The following is a 21,137-nucleotide window of genomic DNA, read 5'->3' on the forward strand; positions in this document are numbered from 1 at the left end:
CAGCACCATGCCTCTGCCCCAACGACAAGGTCTTTACGATCCGGCTTTCGAACACGACGCATGCGGTCTCGGATTCGTCGCCACGCTCCGCCGTGAAGCGACGCACGAGGTCGTTTGCCAAGCGCTCGAGATCCTCGAAAATCTAACCCACCGCGGCGCCGCTGGCTGCGACCCCTGCACCGGCGATGGCGCGGGCGTCCTCCTCCAGATCCCGCACGAGCTGTACGCCACGTCCCTGGCCGCGCTTGGCATCGCGCTGCCTGCTCCCGGCGACTACGCCGTCGCGACGGCGTTCTTCTCCCAGCTCCCGTCGCGGCGCCGCCAGTGCGAGGCGATCCTCGAGGCCGCGGTCGTGCACCACGGTCAGCGCGTCCTCGGCTGGCGCGACGTCCCCATCGACGACGCGGCGCTCGGCCCGATCGCGCGCGACTCGCGCCCCGCGATCCGCCAGCTGTTCATCGGCAGGGTCGCGCCTCGCCAGTCCTTCGAGCAGGTCCTCTATGCGATCCGCAAGCGCGCCGGCCGCGCCGCCAACGCCGACGACTTCTACATCACGTCCTGCTCGTCGCGGACGGTCGTCTACAAGGGCCTGATGCTCGCGGAGCAGGTCGCGGCGTTCTACCCCGATCTGTCCGACAAGCGCACCGTGTCGCGGCTCGCGATGGTGCACTCGCGCTTCTCCACGAACACCTTCCCCACGTGGGAGCGCGCGCACCCGTACCGGGTCATCGCGCACAACGGCGAGATCAACACCGTGCGCGGCAACACCGCGTGGATGTCGGCGCGCGAGGCGCTGCTGAAGAGCGATGTCTTCGCGAACGCGATCGAGGACTTCAAGCCGATCATCCGCCCGGGCGGCTCCGACTCGTCGGCGCTCGACAACGTGGTCGACTTCCTGCTCGCGAGCGGCCGCTCGCTGCCCCACGTGATGATGATGCTCGTGCCCGAGGCCTGGGCGCTCGACCCGGACATGTCGGCCGAGAAGAAGGCGTTCTACGAGTACCACGGCTGTCTGATCGAGCCGTGGGACGGCCCCGCGGCGCTGTGCTTCACGGACGGACGGCTGATCGGCGCGACGCTCGACCGGAACGGGCTGCGCCCCGCGAAGTACGTCGTGACGAGCGACGGGCTCGTCGTGCTCGCGAGCGAGTTCGGCGTGCTCGACATCGAGCCGGCGCGCGTCATCCAGAAGGGGCGCCTCCAGCCGGGCAAGATGTTCCTCGTCGACACGACCGAGGGCCGCGTCGTCAGCGACGACGAGATCAAGCGCCGCGTCGCGACGCAGAAGCCGTACGCGGCGTGGGTCGCCGAGAACAAGATCGATCTGCGCGCCCTCGAGGACGTGCCGAGCCTCTACACCATCCCGCACGCGGACCTCCGGGGCCTGCAGCAGGCGTTCGGCTACACCGAGGAGGACCTGCGGATGATCCTCGGGCCGATGGCCACCCTCGGCGAGGAGCCGGTGGGCTCGATGGGCATCGACATCCCGCTCGCCGTCCTCTCCGAGAAGCCCCAGCTGCTCTTCCGCTACTTCAAGCAGCTGTTCGCGCAGGTCACGAACCCGCCGATCGACCCGCTCCGTGAGGAGATCGTGATGTCGCTCGTGAGCTGCGTCGGCGGCGAGGGCAACCTCCTCGAGGAGACGCCCCGCCAGTGCCGGATGCTCGAGCTGCCGCACCCGATCCTCACGCAGGACGACCTGTCGAAGCTGCGGAAGAACGTCTTCCCCGACTTCCGCGCGGCCACGCTCCCCATGTACTTCCCGGTCGACGGCGACCCGGAGGACAACCTGCGCGCCGCGCTCGCGAAGCTCTGCAAGGACGCGAGCCGCGCGATCGCCGACGGCGCGAGCATCCTCATCCTCAGCGACCGCGGCATCGACGAGACGCTCGCCCCCATCCCGAGCCTGCTCGCGGTGGGCGCCGTGCACCACCACCTCATCAACGAGGGGGCGCGCACGCGCGCGGGCATCATCGTCGAGACCGGCGAGGCGCGCGAGGTCGGCCACATGGCGCTGCTCATCGGTTACGGCGCCGGCGCGGTGAACCCGTACCTCGCGTTCGAGTCGATCGCGGCGATGTGCCGCGACAAGACCCTCGGGGCCGATCTCTCGCCGACCGCGGCGGGCTCGCGGTACGTGAAGGGGCTCAAGAAGGGCATCCTGAAGATCATGTCGAAGATGGGGATCAGCGCGCTCTCCAGCTACCAGGGCGCGCAGATCTTCGAGGCGATCGGCATCGATCAGCTCGTCATCGACGCGTACTTCACCGGCACGGCGTCGCGCGTCCGCGGCGTCGGGCTGCGCGAGATCGCGGAGGAGGCGCTCGCGCGCCACCACGCGGCGTACGGCGAGCGGGCGCGCGCGCACCTCGACGTCGGCGGCCATCACCACTTCCGCGTGTCCGGCGAGCGGCACCTCTGGACGCCGCAGTCGATCGCCTCGCTCCAGCGGGCGGTCCGCCTCGACGACGCGAAGAGCTACGCCGAGTACGCCTCCGTCATCAACGAGCAGCAGGAGCACCCGATGTCGCTCCGCGGCCTGTGGGACTTCAGGCCCGCGGGCCCGCCGGTGCCGATCGAGGAGGTCGAGCCCGCCGCCTCGATCGTGAAGCGCTTCGCCACGGGCGCCATGTCCTTCGGGAGCATCTCGAAGGAGGCGCACGAGACGCTCGCGATCGCGATGAACCGCATCGGCGCGCGGTCGAACACCGGCGAGGGCGGCGAGGACCCGGTGCGCTTCCTGCGGCTGCCGAACGGCGACTCGAAGCGGAGCGCTGTGAAGCAGGTCGCGTCGGCGCGGTTCGGCGTCACGGCCGAGTACCTCGTGAACGCCGACGAGCTGCAGATCAAGATGGCGCAGGGGGCCAAGCCCGGCGAGGGCGGCCAGCTCCCGGGCCACAAGGTCGACGCGGTGATCGCGAAGGTGCGCCACTCGACGCCCGGCGTGACGCTGATCTCGCCGCCGCCGCACCACGACATCTACTCGATCGAGGACCTGGCGCAGCTCATCTTCGACCTGAAGAACATCAACTCGAAGGCGCGCATCAGCGTGAAGCTCGTCGCCGAGGCGGGCGTCGGCACCATCGCCGCGGGCGTCGTGAAGGCGCACGCCGACGTGGTGCTGATCAGCGGCGACTCGGGCGGCACCGGCGCCTCCCCGCTCACGTCGATCCACCACGCGGGCGTCGCGTGGGAGCTCGGCCTCGCCGAGGCGCACCAGGTGCTCGTGATGAACGGGCTCCGCGGCCGCGCCATCGTGCAGACCGACGGCAAGCTGATGACGGGCCGCGACGTCGCGTTCGCCGCGCTGCTCGGCGCCGAGGAGTTCGGCTTCTCCACGGCGCCGCTCGTCGCGACCGGCTGCATCATGATGCGCAAGTGCCACCTCAACACCTGCCCGGTCGGCATCGCCACGCAGGACCCCGAGCTTCGCAAGAAGTTCACGGGCGCGCCGGAGCACGTCATCAACTTCTTCTTCTACGTGGCCGAGGAGCTCCGGCAGATCATGGCGCGCCTGGGCTTCCGCACGCTGACCGAGATGGTCGGGCGCTCCGACTGCATCGTGCAGCGGAGCACCGGGCTCCACCCGAAGGCGAGGAAGATCGACTGCTCCGAGGTGCTGTACCGCCCGAAGGAGGCGCTCACGAGCCCGACCCACTGCGTGGAGCTGCAGGACCACAAGCTCGACCGGGTGCTCGATCTCAAGCTGATCGAGAAGGCGCGCGCGACGATCGACGGCGGGCCGCCCGTCGTCATCGAGACCCGCGTGAAGAACTCGGATCGGACGCTCGGCGCGATGCTGAGCGGCGAGATCGCGCGCCGCCACGGCAGCGCCGGGCTCCCCGAGGACAGCATCGTGGTCAAGTGCGCCGGCAGCGCCGGCCAGAGCTTCGGCGCCTTCGCCTCGCGGGGCATGACGCTCGAGCTCGAAGGCGACGCGAACGACTACGTCGGCAAGGGCCTCTCGGGCGGCGTCGTCGCGGTGCGGCCGCCGCGCGAGGCGCCGTTCCGGCCGGACGACCAGGTCATCGTGGGCAACGTCGTGCTGTACGGCGCGACGAACGGCCGCGCGTTCTTCAACGGCCGCGCGGGCGAGCGCTTCGCGGTCAGGAACAGCGGGGCCACCACCGTCGTCGAGGGCGTGGGCGACCACGGCTGCGAGTACATGACGGGCGGCACCGTGATCATCCTCGGCACCACCGGCCGCAACTTCGGGGCCGGCATGAGCGGCGGGCTCGCCTACGTCTTCGACGAGGACGCGCTCTTCGAGGCGCGCTGCAACAAGGAGATGGTGCAGCTCGAGACGATGACCGCCGCCGACGCCGAGTCGGTGCGGGCGCTGCTCGAGGAGCACGTGCGGCGCACGGGCAGCCGGAAGGCGATCGAGCTGCTCGATTCCTGGCAGGCCGTCCTGTCGAAGTTCGTGAAGGTCGTCCCGAGCGAGTACCGCCGCGCCCTGGAGGCCGCGGCGTCGCCCGCGACGAACGGGGCGGACGGGTCGGACAGGCTCGTGTCTCTCCTTTCTCCTTCCACCCCCTATGTTTCCACTGGACGTTACATCCCCGCCAACGCGGGTCCCCTGAGCACGGGAGAGAGGTCGGCCGCCCATGGGTAAGGTACGAGGCTTCCTCGAGATCCAGCGGGTCGACATCAAGAAGCGGCCCGTCTCCGAGCGTTTGAACGACTGGCAGGAGTTCGAGCTCCCGGTCCCCGACGCCGAGCTGCGCGATCAGGCAGCGCGGTGCATGGACTGCGGCATCCCGTTCTGTCACGACGGATGTCCGCTCGGGAACCTGATCCCCGACTGGAACGATCACATGTTCCGCGAGCGCCTCCCCGAGGCGATCGCGTCGCTCGACGCGACGAACAACTTCCCCGAGTTCACCGGGCGCGTGTGCCCCGCCCCTTGCGAGGCGGGGTGCGTGCTGAACATCGAGGGCAAGCCGGTCACCATCAAGAACGTCGAGCGCGCCATCGCGGATCGCGCGTTCGACCGGAACCTGGTGGCGCCGGTCATCGCGAAGCAGCGCACGGGCAAGAAGGTCGCGGTGGTCGGCTCGGGGCCCGCCGGGCTCGCTGCTGCCCAGCAGCTCGCGCGCAAGGGCCACGACGTGACGCTCTTCGAGCGCGACGATCGCATCGGCGGCCTGCTCCGGTACGGCATCCCCGACTTCAAGATGGAGAAGCACCTCATCGATCGGCGCATGGAGCAGATGCAGGCCGAGGGGGTGACCTTCCGCACGGGCGTCCACGTCGGCGTCGACATCACCGGCGACGCCCTGCGCGAGCAGTACGACGCGGTCGTGCTGTGCGGCGGGGCGCGCCGGCCGCGCGACCTGCCGGTGCCCGGCCGGGACCTGAAGGGCGTCCATTTCGCGATGGATTTCCTGACCCAGCAGAACAAGCGGGTCGCCGGCGACGTGATCCCCGACAGCGAGGCGATCTTCGCGACGGACAAGCGGGTGGTCGTCATCGGCGGCGGCGACACCGGCTCCGACTGCGTCGGCACGAGCCACCGCCACCGCGCGGCGCACGTGACGCAGCTCGAGCTCCTCCCCCGCCCCCCCGAGCAGCGCTCGCTGACGAACCCGTGGCCCGCGTGGCCGCTCATCCTCCGCACCTCGTCCTCCCACGAGGAGGGCGGCGAGCGCGACTGGTCGGTGTCGACCACCGCGTTCCTCGGGGACGAGCACGGGCACGTCCGCGCGCTCCAGGCGACGCGGGTGAAGCTGGAAGGCGGGAAGTTCGTGCCGGTCCCGGGCAGCGAGTTCGAGATCCCGTGCGAGCTCGTCCTGCTCGCGATGGGCTTCGTCGGCTCGGAGCGCGAGGGGCTGATCGAGCAGCTCGGCGTCGAGATGGACCAGCGCGGCAACGTGAAGGCCCACGGCGGGCGCACCAGCGTGGAGGGCGTCTTCGCCGCCGGCGACATGTCGCGCGGCCAGAGCCTCGTCGTCTGGGCCATCGCCGAGGGGCGCAAGGCCGCGGACGCGGTCGACGCCTACCTGATGCAGCCGGCGAAGCGCCGGCTGGCGCTCGCGGCGGGCTAGAGCGCGATCGTGCGAGCGCTGGTCTGGGACGGAACGGCCGCGCGCGTCATCGACCGCGAGCCCCCCTCGACCACGGCCGGCATGGCCGTGGTCGAGGTGCGGTGCGCCGGGATCTGCAACACGGATCTCGAAATTATCAATGGTTACATGGGCTTCCGCGGCACGCTGGGGCACGAGTTCGTCGGCGACGTCGTGGAGGGCCCGGCCGCCTGGCTCGGCCGCCGCGTGGTGGGCGAGATCAACTTCGCGTGCGGCCGCTGCGAGCTCTGCGCGCGCGGGCTGGGCAGGCACTGCCCGACGCGCACCGTCATGGGCATCGTCGGCGCCGACGGCGCGCTGGCGGAGCGCGTTGCGGTGCCCGTGGCGAACCTCCACGCCGTGGCCGACGGGATCGACGACGAGGAGGCGGTCTTCGCGGAGCCGCTCGCGGCGGCGTTCGCGATCCTGGAGCAGGTGCGTGTGTCGCCGGGCACGTCGGCGCTCGTGTTCGGCGATGGGAAGCTCGGCCTGCTCATCGCGCAGGTGCTCCACCAGGCTGGCGCCCGCGTCCTCGCGGTCGGCAAGCACGAGGAGAAGCTCGCCCTGCTGCGCGCGCAGGGCATCGCGACCGAGCTCGTTCGCCCGGAGCCCTCGGGCCAGGCCGGCGCCGGCGCCTCCCCGCCTCAGGGCGCCTGGGCCGGAGATCCGGCCGAGCTGGTGGTCGAGGCCACCGGCACCGCCGAGGGGTTCGTGAGGGCGGTCCGCGCGACCCGGCCCAGGGGCACGCTCGTGCTCAAGAGCACGGTGGCCGGGCTCTCCAGCCTCCACCTCGCGGAGCTCGTCATCAACGAGATCACCGTCGTCGGGTCGCGATGCGGGCTGTTCGGGCCAGCGCTGCGCGCCTTAGAGGCCCGGACCGTCGACGTCCGCCCCCTCGTGTCGGCGCGACTCCCGCTGGAGCGCGCCGCGGAGGCCCTGGCGGCTGCGGCGGCGCCTGGCGCCCTCAAGGTGCTCGTCACCTGCTGAGCTCGGCGAGCTCGCCGCTCGCTGGCTGTCAGCTGCTCGTCCGGGTACCCCGCGGCCAGCGCGGCATGTCCGCCGAGCGGGTTGCGTGAGAATTTCTCGTGCCTGGCCGGAATAGATCCTCCTGGGGAGCCGCAGGTCGCGGCCCCGATCAGGAGCTGCGATGACCGCGAAGGACAGCCCACACCACGACGACCGCCGAGAGGACGCGCACAACGAGGCCCGGCGAGCCAGGGAGAGCTGGGAGCAGCAACAGCTACGGGAGCTCGGCCTCGTCGGCATCGAGGAGGATGCGTCGACGTTTTGCCTTCACTGTCGCCGTGAGATGCTGGCGCAGCTCGCACGGGCCCAGGCGCGCGGCTCGGTGCTGTTCGAGCTCGTCAGGCGCGAAGGGCTGAGCCCTCTTCCGCTCCACGACCCCAGGTCCGCGGTCGAGGGCGGTCACACGGCGGGGTACCGGCGCGACCTCTGGAAGATCGCAACGTACAGGCGCCGCGCCCTGTGGATCTCCCTCGCTGGCCTCTCGATCGGCGCGCTGGTGCTCTGGGTGGCACTCGTCCTCCTGAGGCGCTGAGAGCGAGGAGCCGCTCGCATCCGGATGTGATCCGGACAGGGGAGCGGTTGTTGATCGAGGGGCGCAGATTCGTGCGTTAGGGGCTCACCTGCGCTGTTCGGCGCTCCTAGCGGCGGAACAGCCCGGACATGAACCGCGATGGCGGCGGGAGCTGCCGTGGACGCCACGCCGACGCGGCGACGAGGGACACGCCGTTGCGCATGAGCAGGATCGCGGGCTCGTCGCTCCGGACATCGAACCCCTGGCTCAGGCGGAGCGCTCCGCGGACCAGCGACTCGTGCGGCGAGACGCGGAGCGGCTCGAAGCCGTTCATGCGGAGGCGGCGCTGCCAGGCACCCCGGCGCTCGTGCCGCTCGACCCGCGCGGCCCCCTCGCCCACCACCACATTCATCACCTCCTGCCCGAAGAAGACCTGCTCGATGGTCTCCCGCGCGGCGATGTGCGGCGGGAGCAGCGCCTCGAGCGCCTGGAATACCGCATAGTAGTGGCCGATCGCCTCCGACAGCCGCGGGAGGAACTGGTGCGCGTTGTGCTCCACATCCGGCTCGACGAGCGTCAGCACGCGCGGCGACAGGGCGCGGATCCTCGTGAGGATGGTGTCGCGGTTCGCGGTGGCGTGCACCGAGGCATCCGGCACATGGTGCAATGCGAACGCCGCATTGACCGCAATGGGCGCCGTGGAGCGGGACGCGATACGGCTCCAGTCGACGCGCTCCACCGAGGACGCGACGCCGTGGAACTCGAAGGGGACCTTCAGCCGCTCCGCCCACCCCCCGATGAAGGCGCCCGCCCAGCGCAGCCGCTGCTCGGGATCGGGGCCCCGGCACGGCAGATCGATACCGGTCAGCCGGACCCGCGGCGGGCCGCCGGGCCGCGTCGCCAGCCGGTGTAGCAGGAATGGCCACTGCGTACCGCCGCCAACGCCGATGTCGATGACATGGATCTCCCCCTCGTCCTGGAACGCCTCGACGATGGCCGCGTTCGCGCTGAGGTAGCCGAACCGGATGAGCGGCGTCGCGTGCACGAGCAGCTGAAACGCCGCGAGCATGTCCCGCGGCCCGGCGCTGCGCAGGTACAGATTCCCATCGCCGGAGCGATCTCCGTCCAGGCGGGCGAGCAGCGCCCTGCCAAACACGCCAGAAATGCGTTCGGACGCGTCCCCCGTATCGGGTTCGGCCCGCAGGATGCCCTCGATGAGGGCCCTCGCGCGCTCGCCATCCCCCGCGTCGATCGCCTCGCCCGCCGCGAGGAGGCGGCTCAGGAAGGGGCGGCGACGCGAGTGGGTTTGGCGGGTTCCCGAGCTCGGCTGCTGCCCTGGGCTGGACGCGGTCGAGCTGGTGGGCCCCTCGATGTGCGCTCGTAGGCTAAGAGGCGCCTCTTCGGCCGATACTACGTGTCTACGGATCGCGTTCATGGTGTCCAGGGCTGTTCAACCAGGCAGCCCGCCGTCCTGGCTGGGCTCTCCGCGGGCGGCCGATTTCAGGCGCGAACGCATGACGTCGACCACCTCGCAGGAGCCAGGGGTTTCAATGTTTGCAGATGTCGCTGAGGGAGAGCCCGACGGCGAGCAGGGAGCAGGCGCTCGGCGGCCGCGCGCCCGCGGCAAGGCCGCGAAGCGCAGCGCCCGCCCGTGACGCGACGGGGCCTGAGCTCGCACGGAGACCCGAGAGACAACTCTCTGTACATCGATGAAGCCGCCCGCCCGGTCAAGTCCAAGATCGTCATTGTGCATCGCGCGCCCGTCGTCGTGTTCCGCGCGCCGTCCGAGCCTGTCTTCTGGCGACAGACGTAGGCATTCGTAGGCGTCCCGCGAGGCGAGCGTGATCGCGCCGCAGGCGGAAGCCCGGCCGGCCCCGGCGCGCGCGGATCGCGCGGAGCGCGGCCTCGATGACGCAGGCCGCGCGCGACGCACGGGCCCGCGGGACACTTCACTGATGGTCTCTTCAGGGCGCATCGTGGGCTCCGACCTGGCGAGCACGCGCCGGACTCGTCGAGTGGACCGTGGTCGTGACAGCACCTCGCCGGGGACGGGGCTTACACACCACATTACAACCCGCATAATCGGCTCTGTAAAGTCCCTATACATGGGCGCTCGGTCGATCGATCCCACGTTGCGTCGCCAGATGGAGGCAACCCTGCGACGATCGGGCGCTCCTTCGCCCGAGAAACAGCGCCGCGAGGTCCTTCAGGCCTTCGTAAGGAGCAGAGCGTTTGCTGGAGGTGATGTACGGAACGACCGCCCCCTCGGGCTCAGCAGCCTACGCCGGGAGTGACTTCGTCATCGCAACGCAGCCGGGCGACGAGCGCTCTCCAGCAACGAGGCGGCACCATTGACGCACTCCTGCACCTGTGCATGCGACGGCGGGCGCCAGCGGTTCAGTCGTTATCGGACAGGTCGCTTCCCTCGGCGAAGTGGGAGCGATCGACGCCATTCTTCTCGAGCCAGCGTCGAATTCGATTCCTGTGCACTCCGAGCCTGATGGCGGCGCGAGACACATTGCCTCGCTCGAGGCGAAGCGCCTCGGCGATCTCATCTTCGGGCGGCGCCTGTCCTGCGCGCGCCGGTCGAACATCGCTCGCCGTCGGCCGGGCGTGCGGATCGAGCGCCTCCGGGCTCAGCCCGACGCCGGCGAGCGGGTCCAGATCCTTGGCCTCGACCGTGCGTCGCCCTTCGTCGAGCGCGCGCGTCACGGCGCGCCGCGCCTCGCCGACGAACTCGCGCAGATTCCCCGGCCAGCGGCGCATCGCGCACGCGATGATCATTGAATGGTGAATCGTCGGCGGCGCGCTCTGAGCGGCCGCGCCGACCGCCTTTGCGCATTGCGCGAGCAGCCACGGGATCTCCTCGGTCCGCTCGCGAAGGGGCGGGAGCCGGACCTCGGGCCGGCCGATACGGTAGTAGAGATCTTCCCGGAATCGGCCCTGGGCGACGCGGGCGCGGAGGTCGTGTGTCGCCGCGCAGATCCGGATCTGCACCGGGCGAGGCGCGACCGCGCCGAGCTCGAGGACCTGCCGGGTGTCGATCGTCCGCAGCAGCTTCGCCTGGACCGCCGCGTCGAGCTCCGCCACCTCGTCGAGGAAGAGCGTGCCTCCGTGGGCGGCCTGCACATAGCCGTCGGTGTCGTGCGTCGCGCCGGAGTAAGCGCCGCGCCTGGCGCCGAAGAGGAGCCGCTCCGCCAGGCCCTCCGGGATGGCCGCGCAGTTGACGGCGACGAACGGGCCGCGCGCCTGCGGCCCCGCCTCGTGGTAGGCGCGCGCCGCGAGCTCCTTGCCCGTGCCGCTCTCGCCCGTCACGAGGAGGCTGTCTCCCGCGGCCGCGGCGCGGATGATCGTGTCGTAAATCAGCTGCAGCCTCGGCCCGAGGACGCTCTCTTTTTCGGCGCGCACGCCCCCGCGCGCGAAGCTCCGGATGTCGCTGAGCGCGAGGAACACCGACGTCCCCGCGCCGACGACCTGGATCGCGTCCCTCCGCACCTCGCCGCGGATCGGCTCGCCGTTGACCGACGTCCCGTTGGTGCTGCCGAGGTCCTCCACGGTCCAAGCGCCGCCGTCGTACGCGATGCGGGCGTGTCGTCGCGACATGAGCGAGTCGTCCATGAGGGGCACGCCGCCGACGCCTCCGCGACCCACCACCACGGAGCCACGATCCAGCGGGATGGGAGCGCAGCGCGGCTGATCCCCGGAGAAGATCAGGACGATGCCGGGAACGGGCTCGGCGACCGAGGGCTCCGGTGAAACCGAGACGCGGACGGTGGAGTGGTCCATCGGGCACAATCTTACCCGTTGAAGAACCTGGCCGGCCAGTGGCCGGCCATCCCAACGGCCTGCGAAGGCTCCCTGGGCAGAACTCCCAGCAAATCCATGTCGCCCCGTTCGCCAGGTTCGGCACAAGTTGTGCTTGTTCCCTCGGCATGGTGGCCTCTGCAAGAGCTCGCATCCATCGGGACCGGGGGTCTGCCCTCGAGGTGAACATGGGATCCGGCCGCAACATCGAGGAGGCGAGCCGCCGCTCGTCCCGGCGTCTGCACACATCCCGCACCCTGCCGAGCCTCCCCACCCACCCCGGTCTCCAGAGCATCAGCGGCCTCCGCGGCGCGCTCGAGTTCCTGGAGTGGCCGGCGTCCGAGTGGACGCCCAAGGACCTCCAGGACTGGTTCGTGGACCACCTGGTGACCCCGGGCCTGATGAAGCGCCCCCAGATCGTGCGCGAGCCCGGCGCGACGCCCGTCATGCTCGATCCCCGGGCCGACGGCAGCAGCAACCTCGAGGAGCTCATCCACAAGGCCCGCGGGCGCGTCATCACGGCCCTCCGGGGGCTGATCGCGCCCGTCGCCGACGATCGATTCCTGAACGCGGCGATCTACGGGGGCAGGGTCCGCCGGGCGGCGGTCGGCGGCCGTCCCGTCTGGGTCGCCTCGCCGCGCGAGATCGACTTCCTCGGTGACATTGTGCTCAGCTTGCTCGCCGCCGACATCCTGCTCGACCGGGAGTTCTATCGCGCACACCTGTGCATCTGCGAGGTGTGCGGAAGGGTGTCATTCAAGGAGACCGCGGACGCGCGAGGCGTATGCAGCGAGCATCGGAGCAGTGTGTCCGGGTTTACGCCGCGGGTGCGCTGAGCGCCTGCGGCGGAGCCGTGACGCTCGAGACGATAAAGGCCGGCTGAAGAGCCGGCCTTCGTCATTTCTCTCGCTACGGATCCGGTCCACCCGCCGCATCGCGGAGGGCCGGCGCGGACGGCGCGACGTCAGTTCGCGTCGAACGAGACCCAGGCGCCCGTCGCCCAGGTGTCATCGGCCTTGAAGGCGCCGATGTACTTCGCCTCCGGGTCGAAGAAGCCGTCATCCGGCGGGGTCGCCGCGTTCTCGGTGAGCGTGGCCTCGGGCCGGAAGTCGGGCGTGGCGGCGAAGCAGTCGGCGATCCCAGGATCATCGGTGCTGTTGGTCGCCTCGTCCCCGAACCACGCGACCTCGTCCGCGCCAGCGTCGTCGTCGTCGTCGAGCTTCGACTCGGTCGCCGCCTCGGTATCCGTCTCTTCGTAGGCGATGTTCTCCTCGATGTTGCCGAAGAAGATCGAGCTCGCGAGCTCGACCTCGGTGAGCTCGTTACGCAGATCCACCCCCGCCTCGAAGCCGGTCACGATGGTGTTGAAGATGTGGGCCTTCGTGGAGCGGCGGAGCAGCATGCCGTACTGCTGCTTGTCGACCTCCTTGTTCTTGCCGCACAGGGTCGCGTTGTAGATCGTCGGCTCGCTGAGGGGCGTGTTGGCCGACGAATCGGCGTCGTTGTCGCCCTCGAAGCCGTTCGTCTCGTCGGCGACGGACGGGTCCTGCTGGAGCGCGAGGAACTGGAGCTTGCCGGTGTAGCCGAGATCCCAGTCGAAGCCGTCGTCGCCGTTCTGCGCGCAGATGAGGTGCTTCGCGTTGACGGTGCCGCCGAAGAACTCGAAGCAATCGTCGAGCGTGTGGTGCACCATCACGTGATCGACGGTCGTCCCGGAGCCGACGCCGGCGAAGGTGAGGCCGTTGACCTCGTTGTCCTGAGAGAGGAGGATCCCGCTGTACTCGATGCGCACGTACTCGAGGACACCGCTGTTGTCCGCGGGCTTGTCGCCGCCGTACTCCGTGCCTTCGCCGGTGATGCCCTCGACGTTGGCCTTGCCGCCTTCGACGTTGACGGGCGCCTCGCCGAGCAGGATGACGCCGCCCCAGTCGCCGGCGGCGCGATCGCCCGCCTCGCCCTGGCTCGTGAACACGATGGGCTTGCTCGCCGTGCCCTTGGCGTTGATCTTGGCGCCGGGCTTCACGACGAGCGTGGCGAGGCTCACCTTCTCGCCCATGATCTTCGTGCCGGGCTCGATGGTCAGGGTCGCGCCGCGCTCGACGAAGATGATCCCCTTCATGAGGTAGCACTTGTCGGCGGTCCACTTCGTGCTGGCGGTGATCGCCTCGCTGACCTCCACCGGGGAGGAGCAATCGGCGCTGACGTCGCCACCACCACCGCCGTCGCCACCGCCGCCATCGCCGCCGCCGCCGCCGCCACCGTCACCGCCGCTAGCGGAGCTGCTCGCGGACGAGGTGCTGGTCGAGGACGGGGAGATCGAGTCGTCATCGCCGCACGCGGCGAACGCCGCGACGGACAGCGCCGAGGCGCAAACCAAGCCCAATTTGAATGTACGCAATTTATTCTACCTCCTGCCCCAACATGGCGCATGTAGGAAAACTCGTGACGAGCGCCGCGTGACGATTCAATGGCAGGTGCTCAGTAGGTGAACGCAGCGCTCAACGTCACAGTCGTCCCAACGCTGTACTGGCTGGCGATCTTGTCCTCATCGCCGTCGCTCCCCTTGGTGACGCGGATGGGCGCATTGATGAGGTTCTCGCCGGCCAGCTTCAGCTCGATGTGCTCGCCGAGGCGCTGGGCCAGGGTCAAGTCGATCTGGTGTCGCGGCTGCTCGTACTCGTCCTCCAGCCCCTTGCGACCCACCCGCTTGAGCCGGGCGCCGAACACGTTGTAGAGGAGCCGGGCGCTCGTGCCGGTCGACTCGCTGGCATAATCGAGCCCCAGGTTCACCACGAAGGGCGATTGCCCCTGGAGCGGGTGCGTCGGTGTGCTCGCGATGGTGACCCCTCCCTCGTTATCATCTGGATCGATCGTCACTTCCGACTGCACGAACGTGAGGTTTCCGAGCGCCGTGACCTCTTTCAGGAGCGGGGTGACGAAGCCCAGGCCCTTCCTGACCTCGAGCTCGACCCCGGCGACGTGACCGGCTTCTGCGTTCACGTAGCTGAGCCTGCCCCTGCCGCCGTTCGGGAAGATGACCTCCTCGATCGGATCCTGGAAGTGCTTGTAAAAGACGCTGACCGCGGCCACTTCACCGGCCGTCGGGAAGATCTCGAAGCGGAGATCGGCGTTCACGACGCTCGTCCGCCCGAGGTCCGGATTGCCTTGCGCCTCCATCCCGCTGTATCCTTCCTGATACAAGGTCGAGCTGAGCTCGCGGAGCTGGGGTCGGGCCAGCGTCCTGGACACGCCGAGCCTGACATTCGAGTTCGAGCTCGCCTTGAAGATGACGTTGGCCGCAGGCAAGAGATCGACATTATCGCTCTCGGCCTTGATCTCCGGGTTTGCCGGGGAGTACCTGTCGAACGCCCTCAGCGACAGCGTGGAGGCCTCGATCCGCGCGCCGATCACCGCTCGGAGCCATCGTGTGATGGCGGCGTCCGTCATCACGTAACCGGCGTAGAGATCGCTGTTCGCCGTGTAGGAGTCGGTCTCGCGCGTAATCTCCTCCAGCTCGAGCGCCGTGCCGATGTTCTCGTCCGAGAACAGCTGGCCCGGCTCCTGGCGCAGGATCGTCGAGTCCGAGCCCGGGCGCTGCTTGAACCGGAACCGGCGCGCGTTGAACTCGCGCTCTCGAAGGTTGAACAGACCGCCCAGCTTCACCCGGGTCGGGGTGTCCCCACGGGCGAGAGGCTGGGTATAGGAGAGCTGCCCGCCGTAGTTCACGTCGGTCATGTTGCTGAAGAAGTGGGCGCCGCTCAGCGTGCCCTCGTCCCACGAGTAGGCTCCGCTCGTATCGTCCCTGATGTAGACGGTCTCCCTCGTATCGGGCTCGTCCGAGGACGCGTGGGAGATGGACGCCTTCCAGTCGAGGGTGCCGCCGTCCAGCGCGCCGATGCGGTGCTCACCCTGGAGCTGCCCCAGGGTGAGGGCCCGGGAGATGAACCGCTGCAGCGTGTCGCGAAACACGCTGCCGCCGTCCAGAGGGTTCCCGTTGATCTCGCTGGCCAGGTCCTCGGACGAGCGGCTGTGGAGTCCGGTGATCGTCACCTTGTGGTTCTGATCCGGGTTGTAAGTGACGCTGGCGAAGGTGCCCCAGGACACCTGGTCACGGATGCTTCCGGTGCTGGTGTCGACGTTGGGTACGGGCTCGCCGCCCAGAGGAGCGGGCAGGAAGGCTCTCGTGCGCTCTTCAGCGCGCGGAGCGAACTTCCGGCCATAGCTCAGGGTGGCGATGTAACCGAGGCGCTGCTCGCCGCCGAGCTTCAGGGTGTCGCCGACGACCACGCTGCCGCTCCCGTTCGGCGGGGTGAACGACCGCGTCGTCACCATCGACGAGTTGATCGCCCGCCCATAGGCCGTCATCTCGTCCCTCGTGATGGTGCCGCCGCCCGGCTTGGAGCCGAGCCGCACCACCTTGTAGTCGGGGATCTCGCGGGGAAGCGCGCGCGCGCCGCCGTCGATCCCGAGCCAGTCGGTGCCCGAGCCGGCGTAGCTCAGGCGATCCCGGAACGTCGCCTGGCTGTTCAACCCGAGCGACAGCGATGCCTGGAACAGGAATTTGGTCGGGAGCTCGCGTGTGTTGACCTGGACCGAGCCGCCCACGAAATCGCCGGGGAGATCGGGCGTGAACGTCTTGACGACGGTGATGTCGCTGAGGACCAGCGACGGAAAGAGGTCCAGCGGGACGGCCTGCCGGTCGGGCTCGGGGCTCGGCAGGGGGGCGCCGTTCAGGAGCGCGTTCGTGTAGCGCTCGCCCAGGCCACGGACATAGACGTACCTGTTGTCGACCACGGTCGCGCCGACGATGCGCTTCGCGGCCTCGGCGGCGTTGCGATCGGGTGTCTTCGCGATCTCCTTCGCGCCGATGGCGTCGCCCACGTGGGCCGCGTTCTTCCGGATGAGCAGCTGCGCCGCGACGCTCGCCCGCTCCGGCTCGAACTCGACCTCGATGACCTCCTCTGTCTGCTGATCGGGATCGAGGCCGACATCGACCTGGACCACCTGCCCGGCGGTCACACGTACGTCCTGCACGCGCTGCGGCTTGTGCGCCTCGTACCAGACCCGCAGCTGATGGGCGCCCGGCGGGAGCTCCAGCCGATACCGCCCGTCGAGGTCCGCGATCGCCTTGAGCTTCGTCCCCACGACGGAGACCTGGGCGTCGAGCAAGGGCTCTTTCGTGGCGGTGTCCGTGACGACGCCCCACACGACGCCTTTCCCCGCGGGCGGCGGGCGCGACGGGCTCGGCTCATCGAGCCCCGCGACGTCCTCCGCCGCAGGGCCGCCGCCCTGAGGCGCCGCGCCGTCCGGCTGCGGCGCAGCGGCTCCGGGGTCGCCCTGCGCGAAGGCCGTGGCCCCCAAGCAAAGCGGTGTCACCAGCGCTGCGACTACGCCCGAGATCCTTCTGCGACTCATGCACCTGTCCCTTCGCGCGCTCCGAACCCGGGCGCGACTCTCGATTCGATGGCCGGGCGCACGCGCGCCCGTCTGATGAGGAGAGCGGAGGGCCAGCTCGCGCCCTCTCCCGTGCACCCCGCCGCGCTCGCGCGCTCGAGCGACGCGGCGGCGGCTCCCGCGCGCCTCGACTTCACATCGTCGGGCCTCTGCGCTGGCTCAGCGCGCGGGCTTCTCCGTCAGGACGGCGATCGTCTTGGCGCCGCCCATGCGCGCGGCGTCCATGGCCTCCACGGCGACCGCGTAGACGGCATCGTCGTCCGCGTCGAAGTAAAGAACGTTGTCCGAGCGCGCCGCGAAGATGCGCGCGAGCCGCTCCTTCAGCTCGCCGCGCTGCACCTCGGCCTGGTTGATGCGGAGGACGCCGCGCTGATCCACCGTGAGCACCACGGGCTTGTCGGCGTCGACGGGAGGCGGCGCGAGCCTCGCTGTGTCGTCCTTCTTGGGCAGATTCAGCCAGAACTGTTTGGCGAGCAGCGGCGTCACGACCATGAAGATGATGAGGAGCACGAGCACCACGTCGACGAGCGGCGTCACGTTCATGCTCGGCGCGACACCGCCCTTCCTGCCCCCGCCCTGCGGAACGCTCATTCCCACGGCGCTATCCCTCCTCCGGCTCCGCGGACGCCCCGCCGCCCCGCTGGCTCACCTGCAGCGAGATCCCGGCGAACCCGACCTCCTGGCACAGCGCGAACGCCTCCCGCACGCGGCCGTACCTCACCGAGGAGTCGCCCTTGATGACCACGCGGCGCTCCGGCTCGACGGCGCGGATGGCCCGCAGCCGCTCGCCGAGCGCGCCGAGGTCGGCGACGGCCTCCTTCTCGAGGAACACGGTGCCCGCGCCGGTGATCGTCACGTAGATCGGGTCGAGCTTCGATTTCGACTTCGGATCCGGCTGAAACACCGCCGGCAGCTCGACCCGCTCGCCGTGCTCCATCTGGGGCGCGATCACCATGAAGATGATGAGGAGCACGAGCACCACGTCGACGAGCGGCGTGACGTTGATCTCCGGCTCAGGCGGCGGCTGCCGACCCGAGCGACTGCTCTCCGCTCGAACGCCCATGTTCGTTCTCCATCTCGTCGATGAGCTCACCCGCGCTGCGCTCGAGCGCGAGCTCCACCGCGGCGATACGGGTGGTGAGGTAGTTGAAGCAAAGCACCGCCGGGATGGCGACCGCGAGCCCGAGCGCGGTGACGATGAGCGCCTCGGAGATGCCGGCGCTCACGGCGCCGAGGCCGCCCGAGCCGGTCGAGGCGATCGTCTGGAAGGCCGTGATGATGCCGATGACGGTGCCGAGCAACCCGACGAACGGGGCCACCGAGCCGACCGTCGCGAGCACCGAGAGGCCGCGGCGCAGGTCGGCGGAGATCGCCTCCCGGCGGCGCGACACCTCGCGGCGCGCGAGCTCCACCGGCGGCACGCCGCCCTCCCCGGCCTCGACGGCGCGCTGGAAGCGGCGGACGGCCGCGCCGACGAGCCGGGCGAGCGCGGAGCGTCCGTACCCGTCGGCGATCGAGACGAGCCGCGTGGTGTCCCAGGCCTCCATCACGGGGCGCGCCTCCCTCGCGAAGCGCCGGGTCTCCGACGCCTGACGCGCGAGCGCGATGAGCCGCTCCACCACGACGGCGACGCTCGCCAGCGCCATGAGCACGAGGGCGAACGCGACGAGCTTGCTCAAAAGCCCCATGGTCGCCCAGATGTGCCCGAGATCAAACTGCATCATGGCTAACCTCCTTCACTCCTCGCGCGAGGGGCCGCGTCCGCGGCCGCGCGCTCGACGTCATCTCTTCGCCTTGAACGGGATCCTGACCGTCTTGAAGGTCGACACCGGCCTGCCCTCGTGGATCGCCGGCCGGTAGCGCCACGTCTTCACGGTCGCGAGCACCACGTCGTCGAACAGCGGATGGCCGCGGACGATGGTGACGTTCGTGACCTCGCCGGTCTCGGTCACCACGAACCGGACCACCACGGTGGCCTCTATCCCCGCGCTCCGCGCCGCCTCGGGGATGGGAGGGAGCGAATTGGAGAGCGCGACAGGCGGCGTGGCGTTCTCGGGGAGGTGAATCGGCCCTTTCGGCTGCGGCGGAGGGGGCGGTGGCGGCGGCGGCGCGGGCGCAGCCACGGCGGCCGTCCCCGTGCCGCCGGGGACCCCTCCGGGTACGCCGCCCGGTACGCCTCCCGGCTCACCGTAGGTGTCGTCGTTGCTCGCCTTGGCCTGGCTCGGGTCCGCCTCCGCCGGCGCCTCGCTGGGCACCGCGGTCGGCGCGACGAGTGCCGGGCGCCGGGGCGCCGCGGGGCGAGGCGCCGGAGCCTCCGCCGCCGGCGGCGGGGGCGCGGGCGCCGGGGCCACGGGGGGCGCCTCGGGGAGCTGGGTGGCGAGCTTGACCTCGACGACCTCCTCCTCGGGCGGAGGGGGCGCGATCGCGCCGCTCAGGCGGGCGGCGGCGAGCGCGATGGCCGCGAACAGCAGGAGCCCAGCCGCAACCCCGATCGCGAGCCGCTTCGCCCGCTCAGGATCGGCCTCCCCTGCACTCCACGTCTCAAGATGCATCGAGGCTCCCGACACACGCTGGCGATGACACCGGAGCTCCGCCGGACCTCATGAGAGGGACCGGCAGTCTTCGAGAACGTCGCCCAGCATGTGAATCACCGTCTGCACGGTACACTGGTTGTCGTTGCGGCCCGGTGACGGTGGGGCAACGATTGTCGTGCTCGCCCGGCAGGCCGCTCAGGCGCTGCGGCTCTCGGGGAGATCGGGCGAAGCGGCGAATCGATAGCCGATACCGCGGACGGTCTGTATATAATCGCCAGCGCGGCGCAGCTTGTCGCGAAGCCGCTTGACGTGGGTGTCCACGGTCCTCGTCGTGATGCTCACGTCGATGCCCCAGACGCCGTCGAGGAGCGCGGTGCGCGTCTGCACGCGCTCGCGCGCCTCGTACAGCGCGACGAGGAGCTTGAACTCGAGGAGCGTCAGCTCGACCTCCTCGCGCTCGACCCACACGCGGTGAGCGCCCTCGTCGATCCGCAGGCACCCGAACTCGATGCTCCGCTCCCCGTCCCCGGAGGATTTCGCGCGGCGGAGCACGGCTTGCACGCGCAGCACGAGCTCCCGCACGCTGAACGGTTTGACCACGTAGTCGACGGCGCCAAGCTCGAAGCCGACGATGCGGTCGACCTCGTCCCCGCGGGCCGACACGATCATCACGGGGATCCGCTGGGTGCCATCGCTCTGCTGTAGAGCACGGCACACCTCGGTCCCTGGGATGTCCGGCAGCATGAGGTCGAGCAGGACGAGATCGGGCCGCTGGTCCATGGCCAGCCGGACCCCCTCACCGCCCTGCCCCGCGAGGAGCACCTCATGCCCGGCTTGCCTGAGGTTGTAATCGAGCACCTTCTGGAGCGCCGGCTCGTCCTCGATGACTAAAATCCGCGCCATGGTGAAGAGCGCGTGTACCCGAGCGATGTGACGGACCGATGACCGGATGGCAACAGGGCGGTGCGGCGGCGAAAAGACCGCGCGGGCACGCAGGCGCAACGGACGCACGACCATGCACGACCACGCACGACGAGATGTAGCAGGGGCGCGCAGGCGCAGAGGCGCGGCGAAATGTCGCGCGGGCGCTCGCGACGACGTGCCCCTCGGGCGCGCGGCGAAAGGTCGCACGGGCGAGGCGAGATGCGCTAGCCTCGTCCAATGCTGCGGACTTTGCGACTCATCGCGGCCGACGTGCGCCAGAAGGCCACATGGTGCTACGGCAGCGATCCACTGCCGACCATCCTGAAGACGCTGGCGACCGACGGCACGGCGGCGATGGTCCTCTACAGGTTCACGCAGGCCGCGCGAGCCCACCGGATGCCGGTGCTCGAGATGGTGCTCAACAAGGCGACCAACCTGGCCGGCGGCTGCGTGATCGGGCGCGGCGCTGACTTCGGGCCCGGCTTCGTGCTCATCCACTCGAACGGCGTCGTCATCAACGGCAACGTCCGCGGCGGCTCGAACGTGCTCATCGAGCATCAGGTGACCATCGGCGCCGATCGGCGGCAGACACCGGTGCTCGGGAGCGACCTCTTCATCGGCGCGGGGGCGAAGATCGTCGGCGGGGTCACGGTCGGCGACGGCGCCAGGATCGGCGCCAACGCCGTGGTCGTGCACGATGTCGCGCCGAACACCACGGTCGTGGGCATCCCCGCGAAGCCCGTGCAGCGGCGCGAGGACCGAGCCGCCCAGCCCGCCGCGCGCCCAGCCGCGGACGGGACGAACACCTCGCAGAGCTGA

Annotated in this window: 15 protein-coding genes; 6 read left to right on the plus strand and 9 right to left on the minus strand. The window is 70.1% G+C overall.

The genetic code is table 11. From position 1 onward, the window contains the following. The first annotated feature begins 7 nt into the window (after positions 1–7). The 4 genes from gltB (at position 8) to WMF19_RS28650 (ending at position 7,623) form a co-directional block, all read left to right on the plus strand. On the plus strand, positions 8–4,615 hold the full coding sequence (gene gltB / locus WMF19_RS28635; protein WP_437893257.1) for a glutamate synthase large subunit: 4,608 nt from the start codon (positions 8–10) through the stop codon (positions 4,613–4,615). Then, positions 4,608–6,047 (plus strand): glutamate synthase subunit beta, encoded by a 1,440-nt coding sequence (locus WMF19_RS28640; RefSeq protein ID WP_272093979.1) that lies wholly within the window; start codon positions 4,608–4,610, stop codon positions 6,045–6,047. The genes gltB and WMF19_RS28640 overlap by 8 nt, the downstream gene beginning before the upstream one ends. 9 nt (positions 6,048–6,056) lie before the next feature. Then, positions 6,057–7,052: an MDR/zinc-dependent alcohol dehydrogenase-like family protein gene (locus WMF19_RS28645; RefSeq protein WP_437893258.1), complete on the plus strand. Its 996-nt coding sequence runs from the start codon at positions 6,057–6,059 to the stop codon at positions 7,050–7,052. A 160-nt stretch (positions 7,053–7,212) separates the two neighbouring features. Then, a complete protein-coding gene (locus WMF19_RS28650; RefSeq protein WP_437893259.1) occupies positions 7,213–7,623 on the plus strand; it encodes a hypothetical protein in 411 nt (136 codons plus the stop codon). Positions 7,624–7,729: 106 nt separating this feature from the next. On the opposite strand, the gene WMF19_RS28655 is transcribed toward WMF19_RS28650, so the two are convergent. Both WMF19_RS28655 and WMF19_RS28660 read right to left on the minus strand, forming a co-directional pair. Continuing rightward, positions 7,730–9,037 (minus strand): GRAS family protein, encoded by a 1,308-nt coding sequence (locus WMF19_RS28655; protein ID WP_437323071.1) that lies wholly within the window; start codon positions 9,035–9,037, stop codon positions 7,730–7,732. Between the two features lie 962 nt (positions 9,038–9,999). Then, a complete protein-coding gene (locus WMF19_RS28660) occupies positions 10,000–11,388 on the minus strand; it encodes a sigma 54-interacting transcriptional regulator (protein WP_437893260.1) in 1,389 nt (462 codons plus the stop codon). A 206-nt stretch (positions 11,389–11,594) separates the two neighbouring features. On the opposite strand from WMF19_RS28660, the gene WMF19_RS28665 reads away from it, so the two are divergent. Further along, on the plus strand, positions 11,595–12,242 hold the full coding sequence (locus WMF19_RS28665; RefSeq protein ID WP_437323073.1) for a hypothetical protein: 648 nt from the start codon (positions 11,595–11,597) through the stop codon (positions 12,240–12,242). Positions 12,243–12,370: 128 nt separating this feature from the next. On the opposite strand, the gene WMF19_RS28670 is transcribed toward WMF19_RS28665, so the two are convergent. The 7 genes from WMF19_RS28670 to WMF19_RS28700 form a co-directional block, all read right to left on the minus strand. After that, positions 12,371–13,783, minus strand: a complete 1,413-nt coding sequence (locus WMF19_RS28670) for a hypothetical protein (RefSeq protein WP_437893261.1) — start codon at positions 13,781–13,783, stop codon at positions 12,371–12,373. 101 nt (positions 13,784–13,884) lie between these two features. Further along, positions 13,885–16,821: a TonB-dependent receptor domain-containing protein gene (locus WMF19_RS28675; RefSeq protein WP_437893262.1), complete on the minus strand. Its 2,937-nt coding sequence runs from the start codon at positions 16,819–16,821 to the stop codon at positions 13,885–13,887. A 198-nt stretch (positions 16,822–17,019) separates the two neighbouring features. Beyond that, the gene (locus WMF19_RS28680) at positions 17,020–17,451 is read right to left on the minus strand and encodes an ExbD/TolR family protein (protein ID WP_437901690.1); all 432 of its coding nucleotides are present in this window, start codon (positions 17,449–17,451) and stop codon (positions 17,020–17,022) included. 10 nt (positions 17,452–17,461) lie between these two features. Then, entirely contained in the window at positions 17,462–17,923 is a 462-nt protein-coding gene (locus WMF19_RS28685; protein ID WP_437323077.1) for an ExbD/TolR family protein, read from the minus strand. Further along, positions 17,874–18,584: a MotA/TolQ/ExbB proton channel family protein gene (locus tag WMF19_RS28690; RefSeq protein WP_437893263.1), complete on the minus strand. Its 711-nt coding sequence runs from the start codon at positions 18,582–18,584 to the stop codon at positions 17,874–17,876. The genes WMF19_RS28685 and WMF19_RS28690 overlap by 50 nt, the downstream gene beginning before the upstream one ends. A 57-nt stretch (positions 18,585–18,641) precedes the next feature. Beyond that, positions 18,642–19,412 (minus strand): energy transducer TonB, encoded by a 771-nt coding sequence (locus WMF19_RS28695; protein WP_437893264.1) that lies wholly within the window; start codon positions 19,410–19,412, stop codon positions 18,642–18,644. 177 nt (positions 19,413–19,589) lie between these two features. After that, complete coding sequence (locus WMF19_RS28700; protein ID WP_272093991.1) at positions 19,590–20,297, minus strand: response regulator; 708 nt, start codon at positions 20,295–20,297, stop codon at positions 19,590–19,592. 258 nt (positions 20,298–20,555) lie between these two features. On the opposite strand from WMF19_RS28700, the gene WMF19_RS28705 reads away from it, so the two are divergent. Then, on the plus strand, positions 20,556–21,137 hold the full coding sequence (locus WMF19_RS28705) for a serine O-acetyltransferase (protein WP_272093992.1): 582 nt from the start codon (positions 20,556–20,558) through the stop codon (positions 21,135–21,137).

It is taken from the genome of Sorangium sp. So ce124 (assembly GCF_051525235.1).
Taxonomy (GTDB): Bacteria; Myxococcota_A; Polyangia; order Polyangiales; family Polyangiaceae; genus Sorangium; species Sorangium atrum.

What these genes read in the sequence shown, in the direction of transcription:
- WMF19_RS28665 (WP_437323073.1), top strand. Translation starts at nt 11,595, where the DNA reads ATGGGATCCGGCCGCAACATCGAGGAGGCGAGCCGCCGCTCGTCCCGG.
- WMF19_RS28675 (WP_437893262.1), bottom strand. Translation starts at nt 16,821, where the DNA reads ATGAGTCGCAGAAGGATCTCGGGCGTAGTCGCAGCGCTGGTGACACCG.
- WMF19_RS28685 (WP_437323077.1), bottom strand. Translation starts at nt 17,923, where the DNA reads ATGGGCGTTCGAGCGGAGAGCAGTCGCTCGGGTCGGCAGCCGCCGCCT.
- WMF19_RS28660 (WP_437893260.1), bottom strand. Translation starts at nt 11,388, where the DNA reads ATGGACCACTCCACCGTCCGCGTCTCGGTTTCACCGGAGCCCTCGGTC.
- WMF19_RS28655 (WP_437323071.1), bottom strand. Translation starts at nt 9,037, where the DNA reads ATGAACGCGATCCGTAGACACGTAGTATCGGCCGAAGAGGCGCCTCTT.
- WMF19_RS28680 (WP_437901690.1), bottom strand. Translation starts at nt 17,451, where the DNA reads ATGAGCGTTCCGCAGGGCGGGGGCAGGAAGGGCGGTGTCGCGCCGAGC.
- WMF19_RS28700 (WP_272093991.1), bottom strand. Translation starts at nt 20,297, where the DNA reads ATGGCGCGGATTTTAGTCATCGAGGACGAGCCGGCGCTCCAGAAGGTG.
- gltB (WP_437893257.1), top strand. Translation starts at nt 8, where the DNA reads ATGCCTCTGCCCCAACGACAAGGTCTTTACGATCCGGCTTTCGAACAC.
- WMF19_RS28705 (WP_272093992.1), top strand. Translation starts at nt 20,556, where the DNA reads ATGCTGCGGACTTTGCGACTCATCGCGGCCGACGTGCGCCAGAAGGCC.
- WMF19_RS28650 (WP_437893259.1), top strand. Translation starts at nt 7,213, where the DNA reads ATGACCGCGAAGGACAGCCCACACCACGACGACCGCCGAGAGGACGCG.
- WMF19_RS28640 (WP_272093979.1), top strand. Translation starts at nt 4,608, where the DNA reads ATGGGTAAGGTACGAGGCTTCCTCGAGATCCAGCGGGTCGACATCAAG.
- WMF19_RS28690 (WP_437893263.1), bottom strand. Translation starts at nt 18,584, where the DNA reads ATGATGCAGTTTGATCTCGGGCACATCTGGGCGACCATGGGGCTTTTG.
- WMF19_RS28695 (WP_437893264.1), bottom strand. Translation starts at nt 19,412, where the DNA reads ATGCATCTTGAGACGTGGAGTGCAGGGGAGGCCGATCCTGAGCGGGCG.